Below are 26,344 nucleotides of genomic sequence, written 5' to 3'. Positions count from 1 at the left end.
CAAGTAATGAAAACAACCGATAACAAGGACATGGCGCCGATTAAAATCCCTGAGATGCGCCGGGTAAAAACGATTCATTTTGTCGGTATCGGCGGCGCTGGTATGGGTGGTATCGCCGAAGTGCTATTAAATGAAGGTTATTGCATTACTGGTTCTGATATCGGTGAAAACCAAGTTGTGCGACGCCTAACTGGACTTGGTGCAAAAGTGGCAATTGGCCACAAGGCTGAGAATGTCGATGGCGCAAGCGTAATTGTGGTGTCAACGGCGATTGCCGCTGATAACCCTGAACTTGTCGCTGCCCAAGAGCAGCGCATTCCTGTGGTGCGCCGCGCTGAAATGCTTGCTGAGTTAATGCGCTTTCGCCACGGCGTCGCCATTGCTGGAACTCATGGAAAAACAACTACTACTAGCTTAACCGCGAGCATTTTTGCCGAAGCGGGCTTAGATCCAACTTTTGTTATCGGTGGTTTACTCAACAGTGCTGGCACTAATGCCCGCTTGGGGACAAGTCGCTATTTGATTGCTGAGGCCGACGAAAGTGATGCTTCGTTTTTGCATTTACAGCCGATGGTTGCTGTGGTCACGAATATCGACGAAGACCACATGGAAACCTATCAAGGTGACTTTGAAAAGCTCAAAGACACTTATATTGAGTTTTTGCACAACCTGCCATTTTACGGTTTGGCGGTGGTGTGTATCGACAACCCTGTGGTTCGTGAAATTATTCCGCGTATTGGCCGCCAAGTGATTACCTACGGCTTTAGTGAAGATGCCGACGTCAGAGCATTCGACTATCAACAAAGTGGTCAAGTAAGTCAGTTTAAAGTCTCGGTTAAAGGTGTTAACGAGCAAACTGCACCGCTTGTTTTAAGCCTTAATTTGCCGGGCCAGCACAATGTTTTAAATGCGCTGGCCGCAATTGCCGTTGCCATTGATGAAGGTGTTGATGAGCGTGCGATTTATCAAGCGCTAACTCAATTTCAAGGTATTGGCCGCCGTTTTGAGCACATTGCTGATTTATCAACAGAGCAAGGTCAAGCGGCATTAATCGATGATTACGGTCATCACCCAGAAGAAGTTGCCGTGACCATTAATGCAATGCGCGCAGGTTGGCCAGATAAGCGTTTGGTGATGGTATTTCAGCCGCACCGATACTCTCGTACTCGCGATTTGTATGAAGAGTTTGTCGATGTCTTGTCGCAAGTGGATTGTTTGTTATTACTCGATGTTTACCCAGCCGGCGAAGCGCCAATTAATGGCGCTGATAGTAAGAGTCTTGCTCGCAGCATTCGTCAGCGCGGTCAAGTTGAACCGGTTTATGTCAGCGATATTGAACAGCTTGAGCAGCTTTTGGCAAATCAAATACAAGACAGTGACATGGTGATCATGCAAGGTGCTGGCAACATTGGTGCAATTGCTCGCCAAGTGGCAACTAGTCCGTTGCTCAACCAGTCTGCTAAAGCGGAGGCTAACCATGACTAGCCTCGAACAATTAAAACAAGAGAAAATCGCGGTCTTATACGGCGGGGATTCAGCCGAGCGCGAAGTATCGCTGAACTCTGGTAGCGCAGTGGCAAAAGGGCTAACCGAAGCCGGTTTTAACGTTGAGTTGATTGATACCCAAGGTTTTAACTTAGGCGAATTGAAAACACGCGGTATAGATCGCGCCTTTATTGCCTTGCACGGCCGCGGCGGAGAAGATGGTTGCATTCAAGGGGCGCTGGAATATTTAGGTGTACCTTACACCGGCTCTAATGTGCTTGGTTCAGCGCTTGCGATGGATAAAATTCGTTGTAAACAGATTTGGCGCACTTTAGGTTTGCCTACTGCTGAGTTTAAGATGGTTGAAAAAGCTGATTTTAACCCTGAACAAGCTGCTGATATTTTGGCAGCACTTGGCGGTAAGGTCATGGTAAAGCCCGCACATGAGGGCTCTAGTATCGGTATGGCAAGTGCCGATAGCGCAGAGAGTTTAATCGCAGCCCTCAACAATGCCTTTGAATACGATTCGAGTGTGTTAGTTGAAGCGTGGATTACCGGCGGTGAATACACAGTCGCGATTTTGGGGCAGCAAGCGCTACCGGCGATTCACATGGAAACGCCACATGAATTTTATGATTATCAGGCTAAGTATCAAGTCAGCACAACTCAGTATCACTGCCCGTCAAACCTGCCAAAAGAGCAAGAGGCGGAGTTACAAGGTTTAGCGCTTCAAGCGTTTAAGTCGTCGGGTGCCAGTGGCTGGGGACGGGTTGATTTTATGCTCAATAGCGATAATCAATGGCAGTTATTGGAAGTAAATACCGTACCAGGTATGACGGAAACATCTTTGGTACCCAAGGCCGCCAAAGTCCATGGTTTGACTTTTAATCAACTAGTCACTGAGATTTTACAGCTAAGCGCTAATAGGTAAAAGCTAGGCACATATATTAAGTACATCGCAACGGTTGGCTTAATTTATTAGAGAGCAAGATGGCAAAAGCAATAGAGACAAATAAAACCGCGAAGGCAAAAAGCGGTATTGATTACCAAGGGCAAACGCCGTTAGCGTTTTGGCTCGGGGTTGTCTTTTTTGTTTTAGTGTTGGTCGCTATTGTGGTAATTGGCTGGCGTATTCAAAACAATGTCGCCGCCGAAGAAGCGGTGCCGGTGACCTCAATTGTTATTGATGGTGAAATGCCTTACAGCGTGCGAGCGGATGTTGAAGAGGCTATTGCCAATGTCAATTTAGGCAACTTTTTTCAACTGAACGTTGATCAAATACATCGGCAAGTTGAAGCCTTGCCTTGGGTTAAGTCGGTATCGGTGCGCAAGCAATGGCCTAATCAACTCAACATTTACGTGGTTGATCAAACGCCGGTTGCGATGTGGAATGGCGACTTTTTGCTCAATGTTGACGGTCAAGCGTTCCAAGCTGACATCAGTAGAGTGAGGCATGGTTTGCCAGCATTTTATGGCCCAGAAGGCAGTGAACTAACTGCATTGGAAAACTACCACAACCTTAACCAGTTGTTGGGCTTTGCCGAGCTTGCCATTGACGAGTTGTTGTTAACTGAACGCTTTTCATGGCAATTAACCCTGAATGATGGGGTTGTTTTAAATTTAGGGCGAGAAAATAGAGTAGAGCGCATTCAGCGTTTTATCGATGTTTATCCGCAGATAAAGCAGCATCAAGCAGCGTTGACTTTAGCTGCTAAAAGTAAGAAAAAAGGCCGCTCGCAAGAGCTGCCAAAAGTTCCACAGATTGATTATATCGATTTGCGTTATGACACGGGTTTAGCAGTTGGTTGGCAGCAGCCAAGCAAGCAAGAAAGCTAATAGTAGAGATTAGATAGAGTTTACATTTAATGGCGAAAGTGACAGAAAGAAATTTAGTTGTTGGTTTAGATATTGGCACCTCAAAAATTTCCGTAGCTGTGGGTGAGATTACACCAGACAACAAGTTGAGTATTGTTGGTGTCGGTAATCAACCGTCTCGCGGCATGGATAAAGGCGGTGTCAATGATCTGAACTTAGTGATTCAGTCGATTCAGCGCGCCATTAACGAAGCAGAATTGATGGCGGACTGCCGAATTAGCTCTGTTTACTTAGGAATTTCCGGCAAGCACATCAGTTGTCAGAATGAAAATGGCATGGTGCCAATTAACGATAACGAAGTGTTACAAGAAGACGTTGATAACGTGATTCACACCGCCCGCTCAGTACCTATTTCGGCTGAGCGCAGAATGCTACACGTATTGCCGCAAGAATTCAGCATTGACGTGCAAGACGGTATTAAAAGCCCGATCGGTATGTCGGGTGTTCGGATGGAAGCTAAGGTTCACATCGTCACTTGCGCCAATGATATGGCAAAAAACTTAGTGAAGTGTGTCGAGCGCTGCGAGTTAAAGGCCGACCAATTGATTTTCTCGGCACTTGCGTCAAGTTACGCCGTGCTTACTGAAGATGAAAAAGAGTTGGGTATTTGTGTTGTCGATATTGGTGCTGGCACCATGGATATTGCCGTATTTACGGGTGGTGCATTGCGCCATACCGCTGTAATTCCGGTGGCGGGTAATCAAGTGACCAGCGATATTGCGAAAATCTTTAGAACGCCGCTCAGTCACGCTGAAGATATTAAAGTGCAATACGCTTGTGCCTTGAGACAAATGGTCTCGATGGAAGAAAATATTGAGGTGCCAAGTGTTGGCGGCCGACCTGCTCGTTCGATGTCGCGCCACACCCTTGCCGAAGTTGTCGAGCCGCGTTATCACGAATTATTTGAATTAATTCAGGAAGAGTTAAGGGAAGCGGGCTTAGAAGATCAAATTGCGGCTGGCTATGTCTTAACTGGCGGTACCGCAAAAATGGAAGGCGTGGTTGAGTTCGCAGAAGAAGTGTTTCAAATGCCAGTGCGTATCGCAGAGCCGACCGATGTTCTTGGTTTAAAAGAATATATTAACGACCCGAGCTATGCCACAGTAGTCGGCTTGTTGCACTACGGCTTACAAGCGAGCGGGCAAGAAAGCATTGACAAAAAGAGCAGTGAAGGGGTCACAGGTTTGTGGTCACGACTGCATGCTTGGTTTAAAGGTGAATTTTAATAGCGGTAACTTATTGATTTACGTTACAATAAGTTACCAATTAACTGATTGGTCAAATAAAGGACAAGCTGACCAGTTGAAATTGTAGTTTTTGGTGGAACAAAAAGGTAAAAAACGGAGAGAAATTATGTTTGAATTGATGGAAGATCACAGCGAAGATGCGGTCATTAAAGTCATTGGTGTTGGCGGGGGCGGCGGTAATGCCGTTGAGCACATGGTTAGCCAAACCATTGAAGGCGTTGAATTTATTACGGCCAATACTGACTCGCAAGCATTGCGCAACTCATCGGCAAATGTCACCTTGCAAATGGGGAGTGATGTTACAAAAGGCTTAGGTGCTGGTGCTAACCCAGAAATCGGTCGTCGCGCGGCTGAAGAAGATCGCGAAACTATTCAGCAAACCCTTGAAGGTGCTGATATGGTCTTTATCGCTGCCGGTATGGGCGGTGGTACAGGTACAGGTGCTGCGCCAGTGGTTGCTGAAATTGCCAAAGAAATGGGGATTTTAACGGTTGCTGTTGTGACCAAGCCATTCCCGTTTGAAGGTAAAAAGCGTATGAATTACGCTGACCAAGGTATTGAGTTTTTATCGAAAAACGTTGACTCATTGATCACCATTCCAAACGAAAAATTATTAAAAGTGTTAGGCCCAGGCACTAGCTTGCTCGACGCTTTTAAAGCAGCTAACAACGTCTTGTTAGGCGCTGTTCAAGGTATTGCTGAGCTTATTACTCGCCCTGGCTTGATCAACGTTGACTTTGCCGACGTAAAAACTGTGATGTCTGAAATGGGAACCGCGATGATGGGGTCTGGTATGGCATCAGGCGAAGATCGCGCTGAAGAAGCAGCTGAAGCAGCGATTTCAAGCCCACTATTAGAAGACGTAGATTTAGCGGGTGCGCGCGGTATTTTGGTGAATATTACCGCTGGTATGGACATTAGTATCGACGAGTTTGAGACCGTTGGTAATGCGGTGAAGGCATTTGCTTCTGAAAACGCAACCGTGGTTGTAGGTGCGGTTATCGACCCAGAAATGAGTGACGAATTGCGCGTAACTGTTGTTGCAACTGGTATCGGTGCTGAGCGCAAGCCAGACATTACCATTGTTGCACCGCCGGTTGAACAGCGAGTGGTTGGTGGCGATTACACGCCAAGTGCGCAACCTGAAGCAAGTGCTATTACGGCGGCAATGCCAGAAGCAAATGCTCAAGCGCAAGCTCAACCAAAAACAACCAGCGCAGCTGATTTGGATAACTACTTAGATATTCCAGCGTTTTTGCGTAAGCAAGCCGACTAAATTTTACGCAGCTACTAAGCACTGTCATCAAGCACTGATTTGGTGCAGGTGCTGTGTTAAATTTGAGCAATTTTGCTATTGTCGCGCTTTTTTGCTATATTATGCGGCCGCTTATCCAGCGAAAGTTGGTTAGTGACTGAAAAGCTTAAGAAAAAGGCAAGTTATGATCAAGCAACGTACAATTAAAGAATCAGTTTCCAGCGTTGGTGTTGGATTACACAAAGGTGAAAAGGTGCAGCTTACTCTCCACCCTGCGCCTGCAAATACCGGTATCGTTTTTCGCCGTGTAGATCTTGATCCTGTTGTAGATATCAAAGCAACACCTGCAGCCGTGGGTGAAACGACTTTGTGTACGTGTTTGGTCAATGAAGAAGGTGTTCAAGTTTCCACCGTTGAACACTTGCTTTCGGCAATTTCTGGTTTGGGCATTGATAACTTGATTATCGATGTTGACTCACCTGAAATTCCAATTATGGACGGCAGTGCCTTGCCTTTTGTTTACTTAATTCAGTCAGTCGGTATTGAAAGCTCAAATGTCGCTAAACGCTTTTTGCGCATTACGCAACCGATTAAAGTGGTAGAAGGCGACAAATGGGCAGAGTTAAAACCATACGAAGGTTTTAGAGTTAATTTTGCCATTGAGTTTGATCACCCGGTTATTGCCAACACCTGTCAAACTATGAGTATGGACTTTTCAACCGGTTCATTTATCAAAGAAATTAGCCGCGCTCGTACTTTTGGTTTTATGAAAGACATTGAGTTTTTGCGCTCTCATAACTTGGCGCTCGGCGGTAGTTTAGAAAACGCTATTGTACTTGATGAATACCGCATGCTAAACAGCGATGACTTGCGCTACGACGACGAGTTTGTTAAACACAAGATTCTCGACGCGATTGGCGATTTGTACATGGGCGGCGTCAGCATTTTAGGTGAGCTCAATGCGTTTAAATCAGGCCATGGTTTGAACAACTTGTTATTGCGTGAAGTGTTTAAACGCACCGATTGTTGGGAATGGGTGACTTACGAAGACTCAACAGCCGAGTCGCCAATTGCTTACCAAGAAACTGAGCTAGTCGCCGTTTAACAGCTAAACGAATATTAAAAAAACCAGTGCACTGCACTGGTTTTTTGTTTTTGCTCTGTTTTTTGTCGAAGCTATTTTTGTTGATTATTTTTGTTGGCGAGAGCCGCTAACCGAGCAATTTTCGCTTGCAGAGACGCTGGCGCGTGCTCAGCGGCTTGTAATAATTGTTCGCCAGCTTGGGCAGGAATCACTTTTTTGGCGCTGGCTTGACGTTTTTCGGCAAGCTTTTCAGTGATGTTTTCTTGCTGCCTGCGTTGATGAGCTAAAAATGGCATTACTTTAATATCGATATGGCTAATCAGCCCTTGGCTGGCTTGGCTAAAGGCTTGGGCTAAACGGTTGCGTTCAAATTGCAGTCTTTGTCCCCAAACCGAGTTAGCAACTTCTATGGTTAAGGTTTTATCTTTAACATTGCCAAGTTGGTAGCCTTGCTCTGGTAGATCAGGGCAGATTTGTCGTACAATATCAGCTAATTTTGTCAAAGAGTTGGCTTTTTTAGCAATTTGTGCCAAAGTGCCTGTCGATGAATGAAAGAGCACCGACATATCGGCTGGCTTTTTAGAATTTCTAGACATAATTAACCTGAGTTCTGGATTGTGCCTGACCTGACAGTCGCTGTTGAAATAACGTAATATTATGAGTTTAACACTACTATACCGTGGAAAAAATGTTAGATTTTCACTGCAGCTCACTAAACTGCATTGGTTATCCGCGTTAGCTGCTTTTGCTTTAGTGTCAGGTGTTGTTGTCCACTTGGTACTGTCGGCTAATCAAACCCCATACATGGCGCCAACACTGTCGGCATCGACCGCCGATAATCAGCAAGTTGTTGAAAATGAGCGTAACGACAACACTCGCTTGAATGCTGAGCAACAAGCCAATGCCGCGCAAGTAACTGCACTTACAGTGAAATTAGCCGAATTACAGAGTCAAGTACTGCGCCTAAACGCGCTTGGCGATCGCCTTGCCACTGAAGCTAATATTCCAGAAAAAGAATTCAATTTTGACCAGTTACCGCCAAGCGGTGGTCCAATAGCTGGTGACTACGTTCAGTCAGATAAATCGTTAGCCGAGCTGCTAATTGAGTTGAATCAACTGTCTGAGCAGGTCAATCACGAAGAAAAGCAATTAGAGATGCTTGAATCTTTGTCGCTTGGTCACCATATAGGTAAAACAGGATATTTGTCGGGACGGCCAATTAAAAAAGGTTGGTTGTCTTCGTACTACGGAATGCGTAAAGATCCATTCCACGGCCGACCAGCAATGCACAAGGGCATCGATTTCGCCGGTAAAGAAGGTGCAGAAGTTATTGCCACCGCATCAGGTGTCGTCAGCTGGGCTGATGAACGATATGGCTATGGTCAATTAATTGAAATTAATCATGGCAATGGTTTAAAAACCCGCTACGGCCACAACAAGACCTTACTCGTTAAAGTGGGCGATGTTGTTAGTAAAGGCCAAGCAGTTGCGTTAATGGGTAGTACTGGCCGTTCAACTGGGCCACATGTGCATTACGAAATTTTGCGCAACGACCGACAAATCAATCCGATCAAATACGTGTACCGAAAGGGCAAGTAGAACGATCACAGTACAGTAATAATTAACAAGTAAAAGTTTTTTAGCCTTGACTGGAATGTCGAGGCTTTCGTTTTTAGCAGTAGTTCTCTAAATAAATGGTTTAACAAGATGTTTGTAAAGTTAGCAACAAAACTGTTTGGTAGTCGCAATGACAGACTGATCAAGCAAATGCGTAAAGAAGTCAAAAAAATAAACGCACTCGAGCCAGTCATTCAAGCGCTGAGCGATGATGAATTAAAAGCTAAAACAGCTGAGTTCAAAGAGCGAATTGCTAACGGCGAAACCTTAGAAGCACTATTGCCAGAAGCATTTGCCGTTGTTCGTGAAGCCAGCATTCGCGTATTTGGCATGCGCCACTTCGACGTGCAAATGATCGGCGGCATGGTGTTAAACCAAGGCAAGATTGCCGAAATGAGAACGGGTGAAGGTAAAACGCTTACTGCGACTTTGCCTTCGTACTTAAACGCATTAACCGGTAAAGGTGTTCATATTGTTACCGTTAATGACTACCTTGCTGCCCGTGACGCCGACTGGAGTCGCCCATTATTTGAATTTTTGGGCTTAACCGTTGGTTGTAATATTCCAGGTATGGCACCGCAAGACAAACAAGCCGCTTACCAAGCCGATATCACTTACGGTACTAACAACGAGTTTGGTTTTGATTACCTGCGTGACAACATGGCATTTTCGCCAGCTGAGCGCACTCAGCGTGAATTACACTTTGCCGTGGTCGATGAAGTTGACTCGATTTTAATCGATGAAGCGCGTACCCCGTTAATTATTTCTGGTCAAGCGGAAGATAGTTCAGAGCTTTACCGTCAAGTAAATACTATTGTCCCGACGTTAGAGCAGCAGGAAGAAGAAGACAAAGAAGGTGAAGAAAGCACTGGTGACTTCACTATCGATGAAAAGTCTAAGCAAGTTTACTTAACTGAACGCGGTCAAGTGCGCATAGAAGAAATCATGCAAGAAAAAGGCTTAATTGCCGAAGGCGAATCACTATTTGCCGCGAGCAATATTTCTTTGTTGCATCATGTTATGGCGGCATTGCGCGCCCATAAGTTGTTCCAAAAAGACGTTGATTACATTGTTAAAGACGGCGAAATTGTTATTGTTGATGAGCACACTGGCCGCACAATGGAAGGTCGTCGTTGGTCTGAAGGTTTACACCAAGCGGTAGAAGCGAAAGAAGGTGTTAACATTCAGAACGAAAACCAAACTTTGGCTTCAATCACCTTCCAAAACTACTTCCGCATTTACGACAAGTTAGCGGGTATGACAGGTACTGCCGATACTGAAGCGTTTGAATTTAATCACATCTACGGTTTAGAGACAGTTGTTATCCCAACCAACCGCGATATGATTCGCGACGATCGCGCTGACTTAATTTATCTAACTGCTGAAGAAAAATACGAAGCTATCCTTGAAGATATTCAAGATTGTGTCAAACGCGGTCAGCCAGTATTAGTGGGTACGATTAGCATTGAAACATCAGAGTTTTTAGCATCGTTCCTGAAAAAAGCGAAAATTAAGCACAAAGTTCTAAATGCTAAATTCCACCAACAAGAAGCTGAGATTATTGCAGAAGCCGGTAAAATTGGCGCGGTAACAATTGCCACTAACATGGCTGGTCGTGGTACCGATATTGTTTTAGGTGGTAATTTAGATGCGGCGATTGCCAAGTTGAACAACCCAACTGAAGATCAAATTGCCAAAGTGAAAGCTGATTGGCAAGCTGAGCACGATAAAGTATTAGAGCTTGGTGGTTTACACATTGTTGCCACAGAGCGCCACGAATCTCGCCGTATTGATAACCAATTGCGCGGTCGTGCAGGTCGTCAAGGTGACGCCGGTTCTTCGCGTTTTTACTTGTCGATGGAAGACGGCTTAATGCGTATTTTCGCCTCAGAGCGCATTGCTAACATGATGCGTAAGCTAGGTATGGAACGCGGTGAAGCAATTGAGCACCCTTGGGTAACGCGCAGTATTGAAAATGCACAGCGCAAGGTTGAAGGTCGTAACTTCGACATTCGTAAGCAACTACTTGAGTTTGACGATGTTGCTAACGATCAACGTAAAGTTATTTACGAACAACGCAACGGTTTGATGGAAGAGAGCGATATTGCTGATGTTATCAAGTCAATTCGCGAAGATGTTGTTTTTGGTATTATCGAGCAACACATTCCGCCGCAGTCACTAGCAGAAATGTGGGATATCAGTGGTCTTGAGGAACGCTTAAAAGGCGAACTTCAACTGGACTTGCCGATTGCCAAATGGCTAGAAGAAGACAGCAAGCTTTACGAAGAAACACTGCGCGAGAAGATTCTTGAAACCGCTGAGCAAGTTTACGCTGAGAAAGAAGAATTAGTTGGCGCTGATGTTTTACGTCAGTTTGAAAAAGCGGTCATGTTGCAAAGTTTAGACTCTCATTGGAAAGAGCACTTAGCGGCAATGGATCACTTGCGTCAAGGTATCCACTTGCGCGGCTATGCACAAAAGAATCCTAAGCAAGAATACAAGCGTGAATCTTTTGAGTTGTTCTCTGAAATGTTGGAGAACTTAAAATACGACGTGATTGGTATTTTGTGTAAAGTACAAATTCAAGCTGAATCTGATGTTGAGGCCGTTGAAGAACAACACCGCAAATCGGAAGAGTTACCAAAAGAATACAACCACGAAGAAACTGAACACGTGACTAAAGCGCGCACTACACCGCGAGTTGGCCGCAATGATCCGTGTCCGTGTGGTTCAGGTAAAAAATACAAGCAATGTTGTGGTAAATTGAGCTAAGCGCTTAACTTTATTGCATACTTGTCGTATCGACAATCAGTAAAAAGGTGGACTATTTAGTCCACCTTTTTATTTATCAACTAATTTATCCAGAGAAAAATATTACAGAGGCTGTCATGGCAGAGAAAAAAGTGGTTCACGTGGCTGTTGGTGTTATTGTTGATGAAGGTCAGGAAACACAGCGTGTATTCTTAACCAGAAGGCACCTAAACGTTCATCAGGGCGGTAAATGGGAGTTTCCCGGCGGGAAGGTCGAAACAAACGAAACAGTTGCTCAGGCTTTATCTAGAGAGTTGAGCGAAGAAGTTAATATTGAACCATTGGCATGTCAGCCGTTGCTGAAAGTTGAACACGACTACGGCGATAAGCAAGTACTGCTCGATGTTTACTTAGTTAATCATTTCAATGGCCAACCAAGCCCGCAAGAAGGGCAAGAAAGCGCTTGGTACGATATTGGCCAGCTCGCTGATATCGACTTCCCTGAAGCTAATGTCGCAATCGTTGAAGCGCTAGCAGCACATTACGATTAGTGTTGAATTGCTGGCTGCCAGCGATTAGCAAAGAAGCTAACAACAAACTATTTACTGTAACAACAAACTATGTACTGGCAGCTAACTATAGAAAACTGCGATTACTCCGGCTCAACAAAGAATTTATTGTGCTGTAAAAATTGCTCTTCTAGTTTGTCGAGCATTTCTTCGCTAAGTTCAGTTTCTGTTTGCAGTGGTTGTGATATTTTGTGGCTTTCATCAGCCCAGTCACCCAAATCGATCAGCTTACAGCGCTCGCTGCAAAAAGGTCGGTATTGGTTTTCACTTTGCCATTGTACTTTTTTATCACAAGTAGGGCAGTTTACAATTAAAGTCATTATTAAGTACTAAATCTGTCAAGGTGTTCTAATTTTACCTGTCTTGAGCTTACTTGCCAAAATTATCTATCAGGTATTAGCAACGAGCGAGTTGAAAGCGCGTCGGCTCGCTGATGTAGCGCTTGCCTGATTCAGCGCATGGAGACATAAAGCGAATAGAATAACGCAAGCGATTGCCACTGACACTTGGGTAGTATTGTTCTGCGTCATCGACTTTTATTCTCAGCAGTGATAAACCCTCACCATTTTCTTGGTAAAAGCCACTTGGCGCTTCAATTTGTTCAAATGAAGATTTTTGTCGAATAAATTTTAAGATTAAGAGCAGCGACTGTGAAATGTGCTCTAGTGGTGTTAGCCAATCTTTGGTATCTTGCTGCGCCCGCTCTTGGTTTAACCAAAAGTGCAGCTGGGGTAAATCAAAACAAGCACTGCCGCCTTGAATCGCAAAGCGCTGTTTTAGTCCGGCGAGAAATTTATCTTGTTTAAGTTGCCACCATTTTTGTTGGTTAGACTTTAAGTGGCAACTGAGTGATATCGTTTGGCGCAGCGTTGGTTCTAAGACATCGACGTCAACATCGGGAGATTGCGACCAAAGCACCAAATTTTGTTCAAGTTTTTCTAAATCTTTGATTAAATCGCCGCGCACATCATTGCGCTCTAGCATATCTACAATAGCGAATAAGGCATTAAAATAAACTTGGTGGCTCGCTTTGATCGGGTAATCGCTACAAGCATTGAGCTGATTAAACAAGTGCTCTAGCCTGAGATAACAGCGAATTCGTTCATTGAGAGGGTGTTCGTATAAAATACTCGCCATTTACTACTGAGGTAAGATTAAACATGGAATTTTCAATCTTACCTTATCACGGCCGTAAATAGCGACTATTATTTTTGCAACAGAGCTTAGAACTGAAAGTTAATTTTTAAGCTCAATGTTAACTTGCTTGGTGGCCAGCAAATTCAAGATAAAGTCGATGTAAGTTTTGAAGTTGTTGCTTGAGTTGGCTTAAATCACTAAGGCTGTTATCGACTATGTCGTCAGCGTGTTGTCGTCGGTTTTCTCGTGATGTTTGGCTGGCAATAATGCTTTTGACTTCGTCCTCAGAGCTTGGATCTCGTTTTAAAGTTCTTGCCAATTGCGTGCGCTCATCTATATCGACGACTAACACTCGGTTGACGTAGCGTGTTAGTTTGTTTTCAATAAGCAGTGGTGCCACCAAAATACTGTAAGGACTGGTTGAAGCTTCTATATCTGCCAGTAACGTTTTTCGAATCAGTGGGTGAAGTAATTCGTTGAGCCATGTTTTGGCGTCGTTATTGGAAAACACTAAGCTGCGCAGTTTGGTGCGGTTTAAGGTTCCCTCTGCGGTGATATAGTCACTGCCAAAATGTTGTTCTATTTGCATTAGTGCCGGTGTTCCTGGTTCAACGACGCGGCGAGCGACAATATCTGCATCAATAACATCAATACCAAACTCTTCAAAAATTGCACTTACCGTTGATTTTCCAGAACCTATACCACCGGTTAATCCTACAACAAACTGGCTCATATTGCGTCCTTCAGTATTTTTGTTAGCATTTTATCGCTTGGTAGTTATTTAAGTATAGTGGCAATTAATTCGATGTAAATCAGCTTACATACTCAATCTTGTATTACTATTCTTATACCAAGGTTGACAGATACCATTGCCAAATACCTTGGCCCCACAATAAAGTAATCCAACCTGCTGTCGCTAAATAAGGGCCAAAGGGAATTGCCTGCTGTCGAGATTGGTTTTTAAACGCCATTAACGAAAGACCGACGACAGCACCAACCACTGATGCCATCAAAATAAGTAGTGGTAACAGTTGCCAACCCATCCAAGCGCCAAACACTGCTACTAACTTGAAATCACCAAAGCCCATACCTTCTTTACCAGTGGCGAGTTTAAACAGCCAAAAAATGCTAAACAAGCTCAAGTAACCTGCGGCGGCGCCAATTACCGCATCAGTTAGTGGAACAAAAACACCGTTAATGTTTACTAATAAGCCGAGCCAAAGCAGAGGTAAAGTAATTTGATCAGGCAAGAGCATGTGATCAAAATCAATCATGGTAAGTGCAATTAAGCCCCAGGTGAGCACGAGTAAAAGAGGTGTTGCTGGGCTAACACCAAATTTTACCGCAATCACGGTGCTCAGTATGGCGGTGTTCAATTCAATCAGCGGGTAACGCTTACTAATTGGTTGCTGACAGCTGCGACATTTGCCTGCTTGAATCAGCCAACTTAGTACAGGAATGTTTTCGTAAAAGCGAATTTTATGCTGGCAGTTAGGACAACTTGAAGCGGGTTTCGACAAGGTGATTGGTGTAATTTTTTTCGCGGGAATATCTTTAACTTCATCGGCTAAAAACTCGCGACATTCTTGATACCAGCCATTTTCAAGCATTTTAGGTAACCGATAAATGACCACATTTAAAAAGCTCCCCACCATTAGCGACAAAGTAGCAACAAAACCGTAAAAGAAAATAGGATAAGCATTAAATGCGGCAATAATATCGTTGAGCAAAACAAGCCTCAGAGATTTAGTTGTTTAATAAGCAAATGCCTTAGCACTGATTTCACGTGCTAAGGCATCTTTGTATGGATAAAAGCATATCAATAGCTAGTTACACTACTTGACCTATCTGGAATATAGGTAAGTACATGGCGATGATTAAGCCGCCAATGACTACACCTAATACTGCCATAATCATAGGCTCTAATAGAGCTGTTAGGTTATCAACGGCGTTGTCGACTTCTTGTTCGTAAACTGTTGCCACTTTAGCGAGCATATCGTCAACGGCACCAGATTCCTCACCGATTGCGACCATTTGAATGACCATGTCGGGGAAAATACTAGAGTTACGCATCGCCAAGTTCATTTGCATACCCGATGCGACTTCAGCTCTTATTTCCAGTATTGCATCACGAAACACTGCGTTGCCAGATGCACCTGCAGCAGATTCAAGCGCGTCAATCAATGGCACACCTGCGGCAAAGGTGGTTGATAAGGTCCGAGCGTAACGGGCAACGGCGGCTTTTTTTAATATTCCGCCAATAACTGGGATTTTTAAAATATTGGCATCGACTTGATCCCGGAGCTTGGCACTATTGCGATGGGCTCGTTTGAATAGATAACCAAATATAAATAAAGCACCTAGTACTAAGTACCATGATGCCTGCATGAGTTCTGAGATACCAATGACTAAGAGGGTAAAGGCTGGGAGTTCGGCACCAAAACTATCGAAAATTTCTTTAAAAGTGGGTACCACGAAAATAAGTAATATAGAGGTAACAATAATGGCAACAACAACTACGGATATAGGATAGGTGAGTGCTTTTTTGATTTTAGCTTTTAGTGCTTCTGCTTTTTCTTTATAGGTAGCAATACGGTCGTATATAGTTTCTAAAGCGCCTGATTGTTCTCCAGAATTTACCAAGTCACAGTAGAGGTCATCGAAATACCTAGGGTGTTCGCGCAAACATTCTGAGAGGGGAATACCTGATTGTAATTTATTGCCAATATCGGCTAATAATTTTTGCATATTGCCATTGTTGTGGCCTTTACCTATCATTTCAATGGTCTGCACCAAAGGAACACCGGCACCTAACATAGTAGCGATTTGCCTACTAATTTGTGCAATGTCTGCTGGGGTAATGGGTTTATCACCACCAAGACCAAATAGTGGCTTAGGTTTTTTCTTGATACGCCCTGGGGTAACGCCTTGTTTGCGCAACTGAGCCTTTAGCTCTAGCATACTAGCGGCAGAAAGCTCGCCACTCACTTTTTTACCTTTGCGGTTAACCCCTTGCCATAAAAAAACGTCTAGTGGCTGAGGCTTTACGGTTTTAGCTGTTGCCATAACTTTCCCGTCATCGGATGAACTGTATTGGAAAATAAGGTTATCTGAAACTAACTTATAATTACTAGCTGCTTACTGCAAACTTTTTCTTTTACTTACCCACTAGTCACTCGATTAACTTCCTCTAAGCTAGTAACGCCGTGCATAGCTTTTAAAAGGCCGGACTGTCTTAAATTATTGTAACCCTCTTTTTGACATTGTTCTGCAATATCAAGGGAATTGCCGCCTTCCATTATGATTGAAGACATAGCATCACTAATTTTGACTACTTCGTAAATACCAACTCGGCCTTTGTAACCACCAGTACATTGTTCACAACCAACGGGTTTAAACAGTTTAACGTCTGACAATTGTTCAGCTGTGTAACCTTGTTTTAGTAATTCAGCATCTGGAATATGCTCTTCTTCTTTACATGCCATACACAAGCGCCGAGCGAGGCGCTGGGCAATAATAATACTAACAGAGCTGGCAACGTTGTATGAGGGCACGCCCATATTGAGTAAACGAGTTAAGGTTTCTGGTGCTGAGTTGGTATGTAAGGTTGATAGCACTAAGTGACCGGTTTGCGCTGCTTTAATGGCAATTTCAGCAGTTTCTAAATCACGAATCTCGCCAACCATAACGATATCGGGATCTTGCCGTAAAAATGAACGTAGAGCTGATGGGAAAGTCAAACCGGCTTTGGTGTTAATTTGTACTTGGTTAATACCTTCAAGGTTGATTTCTACTGGATCTTCAGCGGTTGAAATATTGCGCTCAGGGGTATTGAGAATATTGAGGCCAGTATAAAGTGAAACGGTTTTACCTGAACCTGTAGGCCCGGTTACTAATATCATACCTTGTGGTTGGTCAAGAGCTTCAGTATATATTGCTTTTTGCTCTGGCTCATAACCAAGCATATCAATACCTAGCATGGCACTTGAACTGTCGAGTATCCGCATTACGATTTTTTCACCCCACATGGTTGGCAGGGTACTAACGCGAAAATCGATAGACTTTTTCTTAGATAAAGCTAATTTTATTCGGCCATCTTGCGGCACTCGACGCTCAGCAATGTCGAGCTTTGACATAACTTTTAAGCGAGCAGCCATTCGAGAAGCAAGTGCTACTGGTGGCTTAGCAATTTCAGTTAATATGCCGTCGATACGAAAACGGATACGGTAAGCCTTTTCATATGGTTCAAAGTGCAAATCAGACGCACCTTTTTTAATGGCATCCAATAATATTTTATTAATATAAACAACAATTGGGGCATCTTCTTTGTCACCACCCACAGGGTCGTCGTCAGAGCGCTCTTCTTCAACATCAATACCGGCTAGTTCGTCAGAGTCGATATCTGTAATATCAAGGGCGTCCGATTCGTCTTCTAAGACTTTTTCAATCGTATCTTGCAAGCTTTGTTCATCGGCAATAACTAACTCTGTGGTATAGCCGGTATTAAATTGGATTTCTTCCAATGCATCTAAATTGGTCGGATCAGAAGACGCAATGTAGAGAATTTTCCCTTTAAGATATAAAGGTAGCGCATGATGCTTGCGAATTAATTTTTCATTGCGAACACCTTCAGGAACTAATGTAGTATCAAAGGCAGTTAAGTCAATATAAGGGTGACCGAAGCTTTTAGCGAGCACCTGTGCGATATGCTTAGCGCTGTAGTTTTTATCTTCAACGAGGTATTTTACAAAAGGTTTTTTTTGTTGGATAAAACCAGAGCTGATTTCATCGACTTGCTCATCAGAAACAATGTGATTTTTCGCTAGTGCAGATAACAAACTAGACTGTTGGTGTAATCCCTTCATAAGAATTAGTTAGCTAAACCTAATATAATTTTTGTTAGTCTACTGTATTAACGTTATAAAGCCTACTCTAGATAGTAAAAAGGCTCCGGATGGAGCCTTTTTACTATCTAGAGTATTGAGGTTACTAACACAAGTTAGCACTCGTGTTACTACAAACACCAGCAGCCCAGTTGATATTACCAGCTGCTGTTAATGTACCTGTCAATGTAAAAGTTTCACCTGTATTTGGTGAGTCAGTAGGTGCAGTAGCAGTAATAATAAAGGTTTGCCCTGCAGCACCAGCATTAGCAGCAGCCGCTGGTGCTGTGCCTGTTAATGCTAAACCAACAGTACCTGCTGCTGCTGTTACGTTTGCTGGTACACCATTAGTACCTGGATCACAGTTACCAACATTGGTCAACCCTTGAGTCTGAGCGCAAACTGCTACTGCAGATTTTAGGTTGGCTGCACCGATAGTTGTTTCTGAGAATTCAGCTCTGCGAGTATAATCTTGATAAGCAGGTAATGCTACCGCTGCAAGAATACCGATAATCGCTACTACGATCATCAATTCAATTAAGGTGAAACCTTTGTTGTTAGATTTAGCTGTCGCTAGCTGTTGTAATGTTTTTTTCATAATATGTTTTCCATATTTATTACGGGGGCTGAGTTAATACTGCGATATTTTTGAACGAATGTAAAACCTTGTTGCAAATTTTTTTAATATTTTTTTACTTTTGTCCTAATTGTTTATTTTTTCTTTAAAAATCTGAAGAATTATCGCAGATATATGATGGTTTCGTGAAAGTTTGGTGAACTTAGCGTAATCAGTGAAAATGTCTAGTTCAGTGTGAGCATCAATTTGGATGATAAATTGATGCTCGCATGAGGTGAAAAGCTGTAACTAAGGTATTGCAGGGTTAGTCGAAAGAGTAGGTTATTTAAAACGCATCGATAAATCGACAGCATTAAGGTGCTTGGTGAGTGCGCCTACAGAAATATAGTCAACACCTGCTTTGGCATAGGTAGTGAGTTTTTCTAAGGTCATATTCCCTGATACTTCAAGCTTGGCTTTGCCATTACTGAGCGCAACTGCTTGGTCAATCATCTCAGGCGTAAAGTTGTCGAGCATAATAATGTCACTACCCGCTTCTAGTGCTTGGGTTAGCTCATCGAGGCTTTCTACTTCGACTTCAACCTTTTTGTTCGGATGATTGTTTTTTGCTGTTGCTACTGCATTGGCAATACCACCACAAGCTGCGATATGGTTTTCTTTGATAAGAAAGGCGTCGAACAAACCAATTCTGTGATTGTAACCACCGCCACATAATACTGCATATTTTTGTGCGCTGCGCAAACCGGGTAGCGTTTTACGGGTATCTAATAGTTGAGTCGTGGTATTTTCTAAAGCACTCATATAGGTGCTAGTTAAACTGGCAGTGCCAGAGAGGGTTTGTAAAAAGTTCAGTGCCGTGCGCTCACCCGTTAAAATAGTGCGCGCGTTGCCCGAGATTTCAAATAGGGTCGTGTTGGCCTTAACGTGTTCGCCATCGTTAACAAACCAAGTGATTTCGGTATTCAGCCCTGTGCTGGCATCGAGTTGTTTAAACACTTCGTTAACCCAAGCTAGGCCTGAAATAATGCATTCGTCGCGGCTGATAACGGTTGCCACTGCGGTATTTTCAGCAGGAATTAATGCTGCGGTAATGTCGTCGCTTGCATTTGGCTCACAGCCTGTCTTTGCCCCTAGGTCTTCACTTAACGCCCATGATACGGTCTCGGTAATGTCTTGTTGCAAGGCTTGTTGTTGTTCGGCTGATAAGCTCGCTAGAAATGGCATGGTTCAAATCTCGTTGGTTTGGTTAATACGAAGAAGTCATTGTATATTTGATCGTTAAAGAGACAATCAATAGGGGTTGCTGCTTGCTTAGTACTCTAAGATAAGCTGTTTCCCAGTTTGGCTAAATTGTACTTGTTTTAGTACGCTCATGCCTAATAATATTTCGTTGGTTTTCATGCCAGGGTTAATGCTGGCGCTGACATTGTTGAGTTGAATGTTGCCTATGGTGAGTTCGGCAATTTCTGTTTGATAGACGGTGACTTGACCATTTGCTGTATTGGCAATACCCGCTCGACCACGATCGAGGTACAAACTCTCGGCTAGGTGTGCTGGTACCGAGACCTGAGTCGCTCCTGTATCTAGCAAGAAAGTAACGGGTTGTTGATTTATCGTGCCATTAGCGAGGTAATGACCCGCACGATTTTGTTGCAATATCACCTGACTTTTACCATTAAAGCTGGTGCTGCTCTCAACCTCGCGGTTTGGATTGTATTGGTTTTCTAAGTAATCATTAAAAACAAACACCAGTAAACCAAATAAACTCAGCCATGCCAACCAGGTAAAAGTTCGATTAATTTTATTTGTTGGTGGTGTTTGACTCATAGTATATTCCATTGAGTTAGCAACAAGTTAAGAATGAAATGGCAGGGTACTCGTTGGCTGAAAATAAAAAAACTAACGTATTAAACAGTAATAAGGTTCAAGATTGCATTATTCAAGATAATATGGTTCGAGACAGTATTGTTCAAGGTTGGTTGAATAATGTTGAAAAACAATATTCCAGTCATTTTGATCAACGACCTGAGGGTACCAATATCGACTTATTGGTGATCCACAATATTTCTTTGCCACCGGGACAGTTTGGCGGGCCGTACATTACTGATTTGTTCATGGGGCGCTTAGACCCTAGTCAGGATTCATTTTTTGAGGGGATTTATCAGCTTAGGGTTTCCGCACATTGTTTGATCAGACGAGATGGCGAGATTATCCAATACGTTAATTTTGATCAAAGAGCATGGCACGCCGGTGTTTCTAAGTATCGGGGCAAAGAGCGCTGTAACGATTTTTCGATAGGTATTGAACTAGAGGGAACCGATAATATTCCCTATACAAAACAACAATATCAACAACTGGTCAGCTTAGTAATTAAGCTCAGAGAAACGTATCCTTTAATTAAAGATAATATTGTTGGTCACTGTGATATTGCGCCGGGGCGAAAAACGGATCCTGGACCATCTTTTGATTGGCAGTATTTTAATCAATTGTTGGCTAGTACATAGACTTATATGAAATCACAAAAGTAAGACAGCCAATATTAGAAAGCTAGTACAAAACAGTTAATAAAGATTACTAATCGACAGTAAATAATATAACCACGGCTATGAGTAGAGAAACACTATGAGTTTAATCAGTCTTTTAATTGCCCTTGCTGCTCAACGTAGCCTCTCTTCGCCAGTGTGGCAGTTTAGCTTCTACTTTCGTCGTTATTGCCAATTGGCAATTAACAACCAGTGGGTGAAGTCGCCGTGGCAATCTAGTCTTAGTACGTTTATCTTTTTGCTACTACCGGTTGTTTTGGTTTACGTAGTGTTAGCGGCAATCGACGACACTATACTGCACCTAGTTGTCTCTACCTTATTGTTAATTGTTTGCTTTGGCTGTGTCCAAACCCGAGAGTGCTACAAAAATTATCTGAACTCAGCGTTTCGCGGTGAATTGACGACATGTGAATTGCATCACCAACAGTTACAGCAAGATAAGAATCTCGCCGATATGAGCTTTGGCCAAATTTTGGTTTGGCTTAATTTCCGCTATTTTATTGCCATCATGATCTTCTTTGTTTTGTTTGGTGCGCCGGGGGCTTTGTTTTATCGATTATTGTTAACACTTGTTGAAAATGCCGCCCTCAAAAAAGTCGAATGCGAACAAGCTAATGAACAAATGGCTGATGATACAGAACAAGTTGAATTAGCGGCCGATGATGTAGAGTCAGAAGTTATTGGTGATTCGGAAGACTTTACCAAGCATACCGCCACTGAGCAAGGCTATATCAATCACGATGCTGTTGAATGCGATTACAATGCGGAAGTGCACGGCCAACTACAAAAAATACTGTTTATACTAGAATGGCCGTTAGTACGTATAGTCGCATTTTGCTATATGTTGGTTGGACATTTTTCAAAAGCTTTCCCAATATGGTTAGAGAGCGTTTTTAATTTTAGCCAGTCTCCTCATAGTGTGCTGGTTAATGTGGCAGAGAAGTCAGAAGACTTTATGATTGATGAAGGCGACTGTAGTGCAGAACCCTGTATTTTAGTGCGTTTGGCCAAAAGAACCTTATTACTTTGTTTAGCCGTGGTTTCCCTATTGATCATAACTGGCGTGATTACTTAATTAGCTACTTGCCAATTACAGGAACAGGCTTTATATGCTGACCAAAGTACTGTGTTAGCTAAGCTTAAAGCTTAGTTTGGATGTCTATTTAAACGATTCAAATGAGCAAAAATTAATTGCTGATTTGAGTCGTTTTTTATTGACCAATCATTTGTTTTACTTCGTTTTGTAATGACATCAATTAAGATGTTAAAACCATACTTACGGGTGCTTGTAACCTAAATGGTCTGACCATTATTTCAAACGGTTGTATTAAGTTTTTACTTTAATTTAGCGCTTGGCAACCATCCCGATATCCACTAAATTCATTTACATTTAGCCGTGTCTTTGGTATGTTATTTATACTTAAGAATCATTGGTAAGACCAATTTACCAATTGGTGTTTGAGTTTGAGCGAAACAGGTGTTAAAGCAATAGGTAGTAAACAAGCGTTATGTTAACCAGCAAACAATCAGCAGTACCTTCTGCGACAACATCATTGAGAACGCCGAAACTATCGGACGTTATTCTTGCTCGTTTGGAAGCAATGATTGTTGAAGGCAGCTTGCAACCAGGGCAAAAGCTATTACCTGAGCGTGAACTTGCTAGACAATTTGAAGTTTCAAGACCTTCGCTTAGAGAAGCTATTCAAAAGCTTGAAGCCAAAGGTTTGGTTACGCGCAAGCAAGGTGGTGGAACGTTTGTCGCCGAAAATTTGCTTTCTGGCCTAGCTGATCCATTGTTTAATTTGTTGTCACAGCATTCAGAAGCGCAATTTGATTTACTTGAGTTTCGCTACGGTATTGAAGGTATGTCTGCATACTATGCAGCGATGCGCGGCACAGAAGCAGATTTTGCTGAGATTAAACTCAAGCACGAAAACATTGGTCATGCCCAAATCGAAAATGATTATGCGGCGGAAGCTAAAGCTGTGTTCGAGTTTTATTTAGCGGTATGTGCGGCATCGCACAATGCCGTTATGTTGCATTTGGCACGCAGTATGTCGCCATTGTTAATTGAAAATATTGAGCAAAATTTAACGATTTTAGCTCAAAGGCCTGTGATTTTTGCCAAGATTGCTGATTATCGCACCCGTTTATTAGAAGCGATTTTAAGTGGTCAGCCTGAAAAAGCTTGGGCGGCAAGCCATCGTCATTTGGCCTACATTGAAGAAGTTTTATTAGACTTGTCGCAAGAGCAGAGTCGCATGGAAAGATCGATGCGCAGAATGCAGCGACGAGAATATTAGTAATATACTCAAACTACTTCAAGATGCGTAGTTCAGCGTTGTCACAGGGGCTCAATATCAAGGCGCAGCTAGCAGGAATGGTTATTCCCTTTCAATTAGCTGCAACGAAGAGATTAAGCCCCTGTGAAGCGCCCAAAGGGTTGGTTTAAAAGACGATTTATACGGCGTTATTGATTTTAACAAGGGAATAACCATTCTTTGCAATCAATGCCTTGTCTAAATCGCTTTTAATCCCAACTGAACATTTATCTTGAAGTAGCTTGAGTATAACAGTAAGCGCGTTGTTAGCGATTTGTTGCTGGCAGCACAATTAACCCTAACAGTCGGAGACTAAGTAAAATTATGTCTGAGCTCCTTAATCAAGATATTGATGCACTAGAAACACAAGAGTGGATCGAATCAATGGAATCAGTTTTGGAAAATGAAGGTCCAGAGCGTGCCCATTACATCTTAGAGAAATTGATTGAACGTGCCCGTCGCAGTGGTACACATTTACCGTTTGATGCGACGACTGCGTATGTAAATACTATCCCACCGGGACAAGAGCCTCACATGCCGGCTGACCAAACTATTGAAGCGCGCATTCGCGCTGCGATTCGCTGGAACGCTATGGTCTTGGTATTACGCGCATCTAAGAAAAACCTAGAATTAGGTGGTCATATTGGTAGCTTTGCCTCTTCGGCAATGCTTTATGATGTTGGTTTCAATCACTTTTTTAAAGCGGCCTCTGAAAAAGATGGCGGCGATTTTATTTTTGCTCAAGGTCATATTTCACCGGGTATTTACGGTCGAGCGTTCTTAGAAGGTCGTTTGACTGAAGAGCAAATGAACAACTTCCGTCAGGAGTGCGATGGCAACGGTTTATCTTCATACCCACACCCGCACTTAATGCCTGACTTCTGGCAGTTCCCAACGGTATCTATGGGCTTAGGTCCTTTACAAGCGATTTACACAGCACGTTTCCTTAAATACTTAACTGATCGCGGTATTAAAGATTGTTCAGATCAGCGCGTATACTGTTTTATGGGCGACGGTGAGTGTGATGAGCCAGAATCACTAGGTGCTATTGGTCTAGCGTCTCGCGAAGGCTTAGATAACTTAACTTTTATTATTAACTGTAACTTACAGCGTCTTGACGGCCCTGTACGCGGTAACGGTAAAATCATCCAAGAGCTGGAAGGTACGTTCCGCGGCGCTGGTTGGGAAGTGATTAAAGTTATCTGGGGTAGCTACTGGGATGCACTATTATCTCGCGACACTTCTGGCAAATTATTACAGTTGATGAACGAAACCGTTGATGGTGAATATCAAAACTGTAAAGCCAAAGGCGGTAAGTACACTCGCGAAAACTTCTTTGGCAAGTACCCAGAAACTGCTGCTATGGTTGCTAATATGTCTGACGAAGACATCTGGCGCTTAAACCGTGGTGGTCATGATCCAGTTAAAGTTTATGCCGCCTATGAGCGCGCAGTAAACACCAAAGGTCGTCCAACTGTTATCTTAGCGAAAACCGTAAAAGGTTTTGGCTTGGGTCAATCGGGTGAAGCACAAAACGTTGCTCACAATGTTAAGAAGATGGATGTTGAGTCGATTAAGCAATATCGCGACCGTTTCAATATGCCTATTTCTGACGATCAAATCGAAGACTTGCCATTCTTCAAATTTGAAGATGGTAGCCCAGAAATGGAATACATGCGCGCTCGTCGTCAAGCCTTGGGTGGTTCTTTACCTGCGCGTCGTGAGCAAGCAGAAGAGCAGTTAGAAATACCTGCACTGAAAGCATTTGATGCGGTCTTAAAAGGTTCAGGTGAGCGTGAAGTTTCATCAACCATGCAGTTTGTTCGTATTTTAAATAGCTTATTGAAAGACAAGAAAATCGGTAAGCGTGTCGTGCCTATCATTCCTGATGAAGCGCGTACTTTCGGTATGGAAGGTTTATTCCGCCAAGTAGGTATTTACGCTAACGAAGGTCAAAAATACGTACCGCAAGATGCCGATCAAGTTGCTTACTATCGCGAAGACAAAAAAGGTCAAGTACTTCAAGAAGGTATCAACGAGTTAGGTGCCATGGCGTCTTGGGTTGCTTCAGGTACCTCTTACTCAACTTGTAACGCGACCACTATTCCGTTCTACATCTACTACTCAATGTTTGGTTTCCAACGCGTTGGTGACTTAGCGTGGGCAGCAGGTGACTCGCAAGCACGTGGTTTCTTATTAGGTGCTACCGCAGGTCGTACAACGCTTAACGGTGAAGGTTTACAGCATCAGGACGGTCACTCGCACGTTCAAGCGGGTCTTATCCCTAACTGTGTTACTTACGATCCAACATACGGTTACGAAGTTGCGGTAATTGTCCGTGAAGGTTTGCGTCGTATGTACGAAGAAAACGAAAACATTTTCTTCTACTTAACATTGATGAATGAAAACTACCAACATCCAGCAATGCCAGAGGCAAAAGATGTTGAAGAGCAAATCATCAAGGGTATTTACCAGTTAGATCGCGTTGAAGCATCAAGTGCTAAGGCGAACGTTCAGTTAATGGGTTCAGGTACAATTTTGAACCACGTGCGTCAGGCAGCACAAATCTTAGCTGATGACTACAATGTTTCGAGTGATGTTTACTCAGTAACTTCGTTCAACGAGTTAGCGCGTGAAGGTCAAGAAGCGACTCGTTGGAACATGCTACACCCAGAGCAAGCACCCAAAACAGCGTACGTTGGTCAAGTGATTACTGCTGACAAAGGTCCTGCCATTGCAGCAACTGATTACGTTAAGAACTATGCTGATCAAGTTCGCGCTTTTATCGATACTGACTACCGCGTACTAGGTACTGACGGCTTTGGTCGTTCAGACAGTCGTGCTAACTTGCGTCAACACTTCGAAGTAGATCATCACTATGTCGTGGTTGCAGCATTGTATGAGTTGGCAAATCGCGGTGACATTGAACGCTCTGTTGTTAGTGACGCAATTAAGCGTTTTAACATTAATGCTGACAAGCTTAACCCGCTTTACGCATAA

Annotated in this window: 23 protein-coding genes; 13 read left to right on the top strand and 10 right to left on the bottom strand. The window is 43.2% G+C overall.

What is annotated here, in order from left to right; genetic code table 11:
* The first annotated feature begins 6 nt into the window (after positions 1 to 6).
* The 6 genes from murC to lpxC all read left to right on the top strand — a co-directional run bounded on the left by murC (position 7) and on the right by lpxC (position 6,967).
* Complete coding sequence (gene murC / locus J7384_RS11900) at positions 7 to 1,485, top strand: UDP-N-acetylmuramate--L-alanine ligase (RefSeq protein ID WP_348523869.1); 1,479 nt, start codon at positions 7 to 9, stop codon at positions 1,483 to 1,485.
* A complete protein-coding gene (locus J7384_RS11895) occupies positions 1,478 to 2,416 on the top strand; it encodes a D-alanine--D-alanine ligase (RefSeq protein ID WP_209114292.1) in 939 nt (312 codons plus the stop codon). The genes murC and J7384_RS11895 overlap by 8 nt, the downstream gene beginning before the upstream one ends.
* Before the next feature lie 59 nt (positions 2,417 to 2,475).
* Entirely contained in the window at positions 2,476 to 3,321 is an 846-nt protein-coding gene (locus J7384_RS11890; protein ID WP_209114290.1) for a cell division protein FtsQ/DivIB, read from the top strand.
* Positions 3,322 to 3,350: 29 nt separating this feature from the next.
* Complete coding sequence (gene ftsA, locus J7384_RS11885) at positions 3,351 to 4,586, top strand: cell division protein FtsA (RefSeq protein ID WP_209114288.1); 1,236 nt, start codon at positions 3,351 to 3,353, stop codon at positions 4,584 to 4,586.
* Positions 4,587 to 4,713: 127 nt separating this feature from the next.
* On the top strand, positions 4,714 to 5,883 hold the full coding sequence (gene ftsZ, locus J7384_RS11880; protein WP_209114286.1) for a cell division protein FtsZ: 1,170 nt from the start codon (positions 4,714 to 4,716) through the stop codon (positions 5,881 to 5,883).
* A gap of 163 nt (positions 5,884 to 6,046) precedes the next feature.
* A complete protein-coding gene (gene lpxC / locus J7384_RS11875) occupies positions 6,047 to 6,967 on the top strand; it encodes a UDP-3-O-acyl-N-acetylglucosamine deacetylase (protein ID WP_209114284.1) in 921 nt (306 codons plus the stop codon).
* 71 nt (positions 6,968 to 7,038) lie between these two features.
* Here lpxC and J7384_RS11870 read toward each other — a convergent pair whose 3' ends face one another.
* Positions 7,039 to 7,542, bottom strand: a complete 504-nt coding sequence (locus J7384_RS11870) for a DciA family protein (protein WP_209114282.1) — start codon at positions 7,540 to 7,542, stop codon at positions 7,039 to 7,041.
* A 61-nt stretch (positions 7,543 to 7,603) separates the two neighbouring features.
* On the opposite strand from J7384_RS11870, the gene J7384_RS11865 reads away from it, so the two are divergent.
* From J7384_RS11865 to mutT, 3 genes are all read left to right on the top strand, one after another.
* Entirely contained in the window at positions 7,604 to 8,545 is a 942-nt protein-coding gene (locus tag J7384_RS11865; protein WP_209114280.1) for a M23 family metallopeptidase, read from the top strand.
* A 108-nt stretch (positions 8,546 to 8,653) separates the two neighbouring features.
* Complete coding sequence (secA, locus tag J7384_RS11860; protein WP_209114278.1) at positions 8,654 to 11,335, top strand: preprotein translocase subunit SecA; 2,682 nt, start codon at positions 8,654 to 8,656, stop codon at positions 11,333 to 11,335.
* Positions 11,336 to 11,451: 116 nt separating this feature from the next.
* Positions 11,452 to 11,865 carry an 8-oxo-dGTP diphosphatase MutT gene (gene mutT, locus J7384_RS11855; protein WP_209114276.1) on the top strand — a complete coding sequence of 138 codons (414 nt, stop codon included), beginning with the start codon at positions 11,452 to 11,454 and terminating at the stop codon, positions 11,863 to 11,865.
* 101 nt (positions 11,866 to 11,966) lie between these two features.
* Here the strand turns inward: mutT and yacG are convergent, their stop codons facing one another.
* The 9 genes from yacG to J7384_RS11810 all read right to left on the bottom strand — a co-directional run bounded on the left by yacG (position 11,967) and on the right by J7384_RS11810 (position 20,307).
* Positions 11,967 to 12,203: a DNA gyrase inhibitor YacG gene (gene yacG / locus J7384_RS11850; RefSeq protein WP_209114274.1), complete on the bottom strand. Its 237-nt coding sequence runs from the start codon at positions 12,201 to 12,203 to the stop codon at positions 11,967 to 11,969.
* 76 nt (positions 12,204 to 12,279) lie between these two features.
* Positions 12,280 to 13,020: a cell division protein ZapD gene (gene zapD, locus J7384_RS11845; RefSeq protein ID WP_209114272.1), complete on the bottom strand. Its 741-nt coding sequence runs from the start codon at positions 13,018 to 13,020 to the stop codon at positions 12,280 to 12,282.
* Between the two features lie 118 nt (positions 13,021 to 13,138).
* Positions 13,139 to 13,753 carry a dephospho-CoA kinase gene (gene coaE, locus J7384_RS11840; RefSeq protein WP_209114270.1) on the bottom strand — a complete coding sequence of 205 codons (615 nt, stop codon included), beginning with the start codon at positions 13,751 to 13,753 and terminating at the stop codon, positions 13,139 to 13,141.
* Between the two features lie 112 nt (positions 13,754 to 13,865).
* A complete protein-coding gene (locus tag J7384_RS11835; RefSeq protein ID WP_348523867.1) occupies positions 13,866 to 14,750 on the bottom strand; it encodes an A24 family peptidase in 885 nt (294 codons plus the stop codon).
* A gap of 100 nt (positions 14,751 to 14,850) precedes the next feature.
* Complete coding sequence (locus J7384_RS11830; RefSeq protein WP_209114268.1) at positions 14,851 to 16,086, bottom strand: type II secretion system F family protein; 1,236 nt, start codon at positions 16,084 to 16,086, stop codon at positions 14,851 to 14,853.
* Between the two features lie 95 nt (positions 16,087 to 16,181).
* On the bottom strand, positions 16,182 to 17,885 hold the full coding sequence (gene pilB / locus J7384_RS11825; RefSeq protein ID WP_209114266.1) for a type IV-A pilus assembly ATPase PilB: 1,704 nt from the start codon (positions 17,883 to 17,885) through the stop codon (positions 16,182 to 16,184).
* Positions 17,886 to 18,009: 124 nt separating this feature from the next.
* Positions 18,010 to 18,501 carry a prepilin-type N-terminal cleavage/methylation domain-containing protein gene (locus J7384_RS11820; RefSeq protein WP_209114264.1) on the bottom strand — a complete coding sequence of 164 codons (492 nt, stop codon included), beginning with the start codon at positions 18,499 to 18,501 and terminating at the stop codon, positions 18,010 to 18,012.
* A gap of 300 nt (positions 18,502 to 18,801) precedes the next feature.
* Positions 18,802 to 19,704, bottom strand: coding sequence for a carboxylating nicotinate-nucleotide diphosphorylase (nadC, locus tag J7384_RS11815; protein WP_209114262.1), 903 nt, complete (start codon positions 19,702 to 19,704; stop codon positions 18,802 to 18,804).
* Between the two features lie 87 nt (positions 19,705 to 19,791).
* Positions 19,792 to 20,307 (bottom strand): retropepsin-like aspartic protease, encoded by a 516-nt coding sequence (locus tag J7384_RS11810; protein WP_209114261.1) that lies wholly within the window; start codon positions 20,305 to 20,307, stop codon positions 19,792 to 19,794.
* A 38-nt stretch (positions 20,308 to 20,345) separates the two neighbouring features.
* Here J7384_RS11810 and ampD point away from each other — a divergent pair, with 38 nt between their 5' ends.
* The 4 genes from ampD to aceE all read left to right on the top strand — a co-directional run bounded on the left by ampD (position 20,346) and on the right by aceE (position 26,344).
* Positions 20,346 to 20,984 (top strand): 1,6-anhydro-N-acetylmuramyl-L-alanine amidase AmpD, encoded by a 639-nt coding sequence (gene ampD / locus J7384_RS11805; RefSeq protein WP_247741769.1) that lies wholly within the window; start codon positions 20,346 to 20,348, stop codon positions 20,982 to 20,984.
* Between the two features lie 118 nt (positions 20,985 to 21,102).
* Entirely contained in the window at positions 21,103 to 22,098 is a 996-nt protein-coding gene (ampE, locus tag J7384_RS11800; protein WP_209114259.1) for a beta-lactamase regulator AmpE, read from the top strand.
* Between the two features lie 433 nt (positions 22,099 to 22,531).
* Positions 22,532 to 23,326, top strand: a complete 795-nt coding sequence (gene pdhR, locus J7384_RS11795) for a pyruvate dehydrogenase complex transcriptional repressor PdhR (protein WP_209114257.1) — start codon at positions 22,532 to 22,534, stop codon at positions 23,324 to 23,326.
* A 342-nt stretch (positions 23,327 to 23,668) separates the two neighbouring features.
* Complete coding sequence (gene aceE / locus J7384_RS11790) at positions 23,669 to 26,344, top strand: pyruvate dehydrogenase (acetyl-transferring), homodimeric type (protein ID WP_209114255.1); 2,676 nt, start codon at positions 23,669 to 23,671, stop codon at positions 26,342 to 26,344.

This window comes from Endozoicomonas sp. G2_1, assembly GCF_017744155.1.
GTDB lineage: Bacteria > Pseudomonadota > Gammaproteobacteria > Enterobacterales > Alteromonadaceae > JAGHQT01.
Note: the sequence above shows the minus strand (reverse complement) of the source record. Positions and strands in the feature narration are given on the sequence as shown.

Bases quoted from the DNA above. Each gene is read 5' to 3' on its own strand.
- murC (WP_348523869.1), top strand. From the start codon at position 7: ATGAAAACAACCGATAACAAGGACATGGCGCCGATTAAAATCCCTGAG.
- J7384_RS11895 (WP_209114292.1), top strand. From the start codon at position 1,478: ATGACTAGCCTCGAACAATTAAAACAAGAGAAAATCGCGGTCTTATAC.
- J7384_RS11890 (WP_209114290.1), top strand. From the start codon at position 2,476: ATGGCAAAAGCAATAGAGACAAATAAAACCGCGAAGGCAAAAAGCGGT.
- ftsA (WP_209114288.1), top strand. From the start codon at position 3,351: ATGGCGAAAGTGACAGAAAGAAATTTAGTTGTTGGTTTAGATATTGGC.
- ftsZ (WP_209114286.1), top strand. From the start codon at position 4,714: ATGTTTGAATTGATGGAAGATCACAGCGAAGATGCGGTCATTAAAGTC.
- lpxC (WP_209114284.1), top strand. From the start codon at position 6,047: ATGATCAAGCAACGTACAATTAAAGAATCAGTTTCCAGCGTTGGTGTT.
- J7384_RS11870 (WP_209114282.1), bottom strand. From the start codon at position 7,542: ATGTCTAGAAATTCTAAAAAGCCAGCCGATATGTCGGTGCTCTTTCAT.
- J7384_RS11865 (WP_209114280.1), top strand. From the start codon at position 7,604: ATGAGTTTAACACTACTATACCGTGGAAAAAATGTTAGATTTTCACTG.
- secA (WP_209114278.1), top strand. From the start codon at position 8,654: ATGTTTGTAAAGTTAGCAACAAAACTGTTTGGTAGTCGCAATGACAGA.
- mutT (WP_209114276.1), top strand. From the start codon at position 11,452: ATGGCAGAGAAAAAAGTGGTTCACGTGGCTGTTGGTGTTATTGTTGAT.
- yacG (WP_209114274.1), bottom strand. From the start codon at position 12,203: ATGACTTTAATTGTAAACTGCCCTACTTGTGATAAAAAAGTACAATGG.
- zapD (WP_209114272.1), bottom strand. From the start codon at position 13,020: ATGGCGAGTATTTTATACGAACACCCTCTCAATGAACGAATTCGCTGT.
- coaE (WP_209114270.1), bottom strand. From the start codon at position 13,753: ATGAGCCAGTTTGTTGTAGGATTAACCGGTGGTATAGGTTCTGGAAAA.
- J7384_RS11830 (WP_209114268.1), bottom strand. From the start codon at position 16,086: ATGGCAACAGCTAAAACCGTAAAGCCTCAGCCACTAGACGTTTTTTTA.
- pilB (WP_209114266.1), bottom strand. From the start codon at position 17,885: ATGAAGGGATTACACCAACAGTCTAGTTTGTTATCTGCACTAGCGAAA.
- J7384_RS11820 (WP_209114264.1), bottom strand. From the start codon at position 18,501: ATGAAAAAAACATTACAACAGCTAGCGACAGCTAAATCTAACAACAAA.
- nadC (WP_209114262.1), bottom strand. From the start codon at position 19,704: ATGCCATTTCTAGCGAGCTTATCAGCCGAACAACAACAAGCCTTGCAA.
- J7384_RS11810 (WP_209114261.1), bottom strand. From the start codon at position 20,307: ATGAGTCAAACACCACCAACAAATAAAATTAATCGAACTTTTACCTGG.
- ampD (WP_247741769.1), top strand. From the start codon at position 20,346: ATGGCAGGGTACTCGTTGGCTGAAAATAAAAAAACTAACGTATTAAAC.
- ampE (WP_209114259.1), top strand. From the start codon at position 21,103: ATGAGTTTAATCAGTCTTTTAATTGCCCTTGCTGCTCAACGTAGCCTC.
- pdhR (WP_209114257.1), top strand. From the start codon at position 22,532: ATGTTAACCAGCAAACAATCAGCAGTACCTTCTGCGACAACATCATTG.
- aceE (WP_209114255.1), top strand. From the start codon at position 23,669: ATGTCTGAGCTCCTTAATCAAGATATTGATGCACTAGAAACACAAGAG.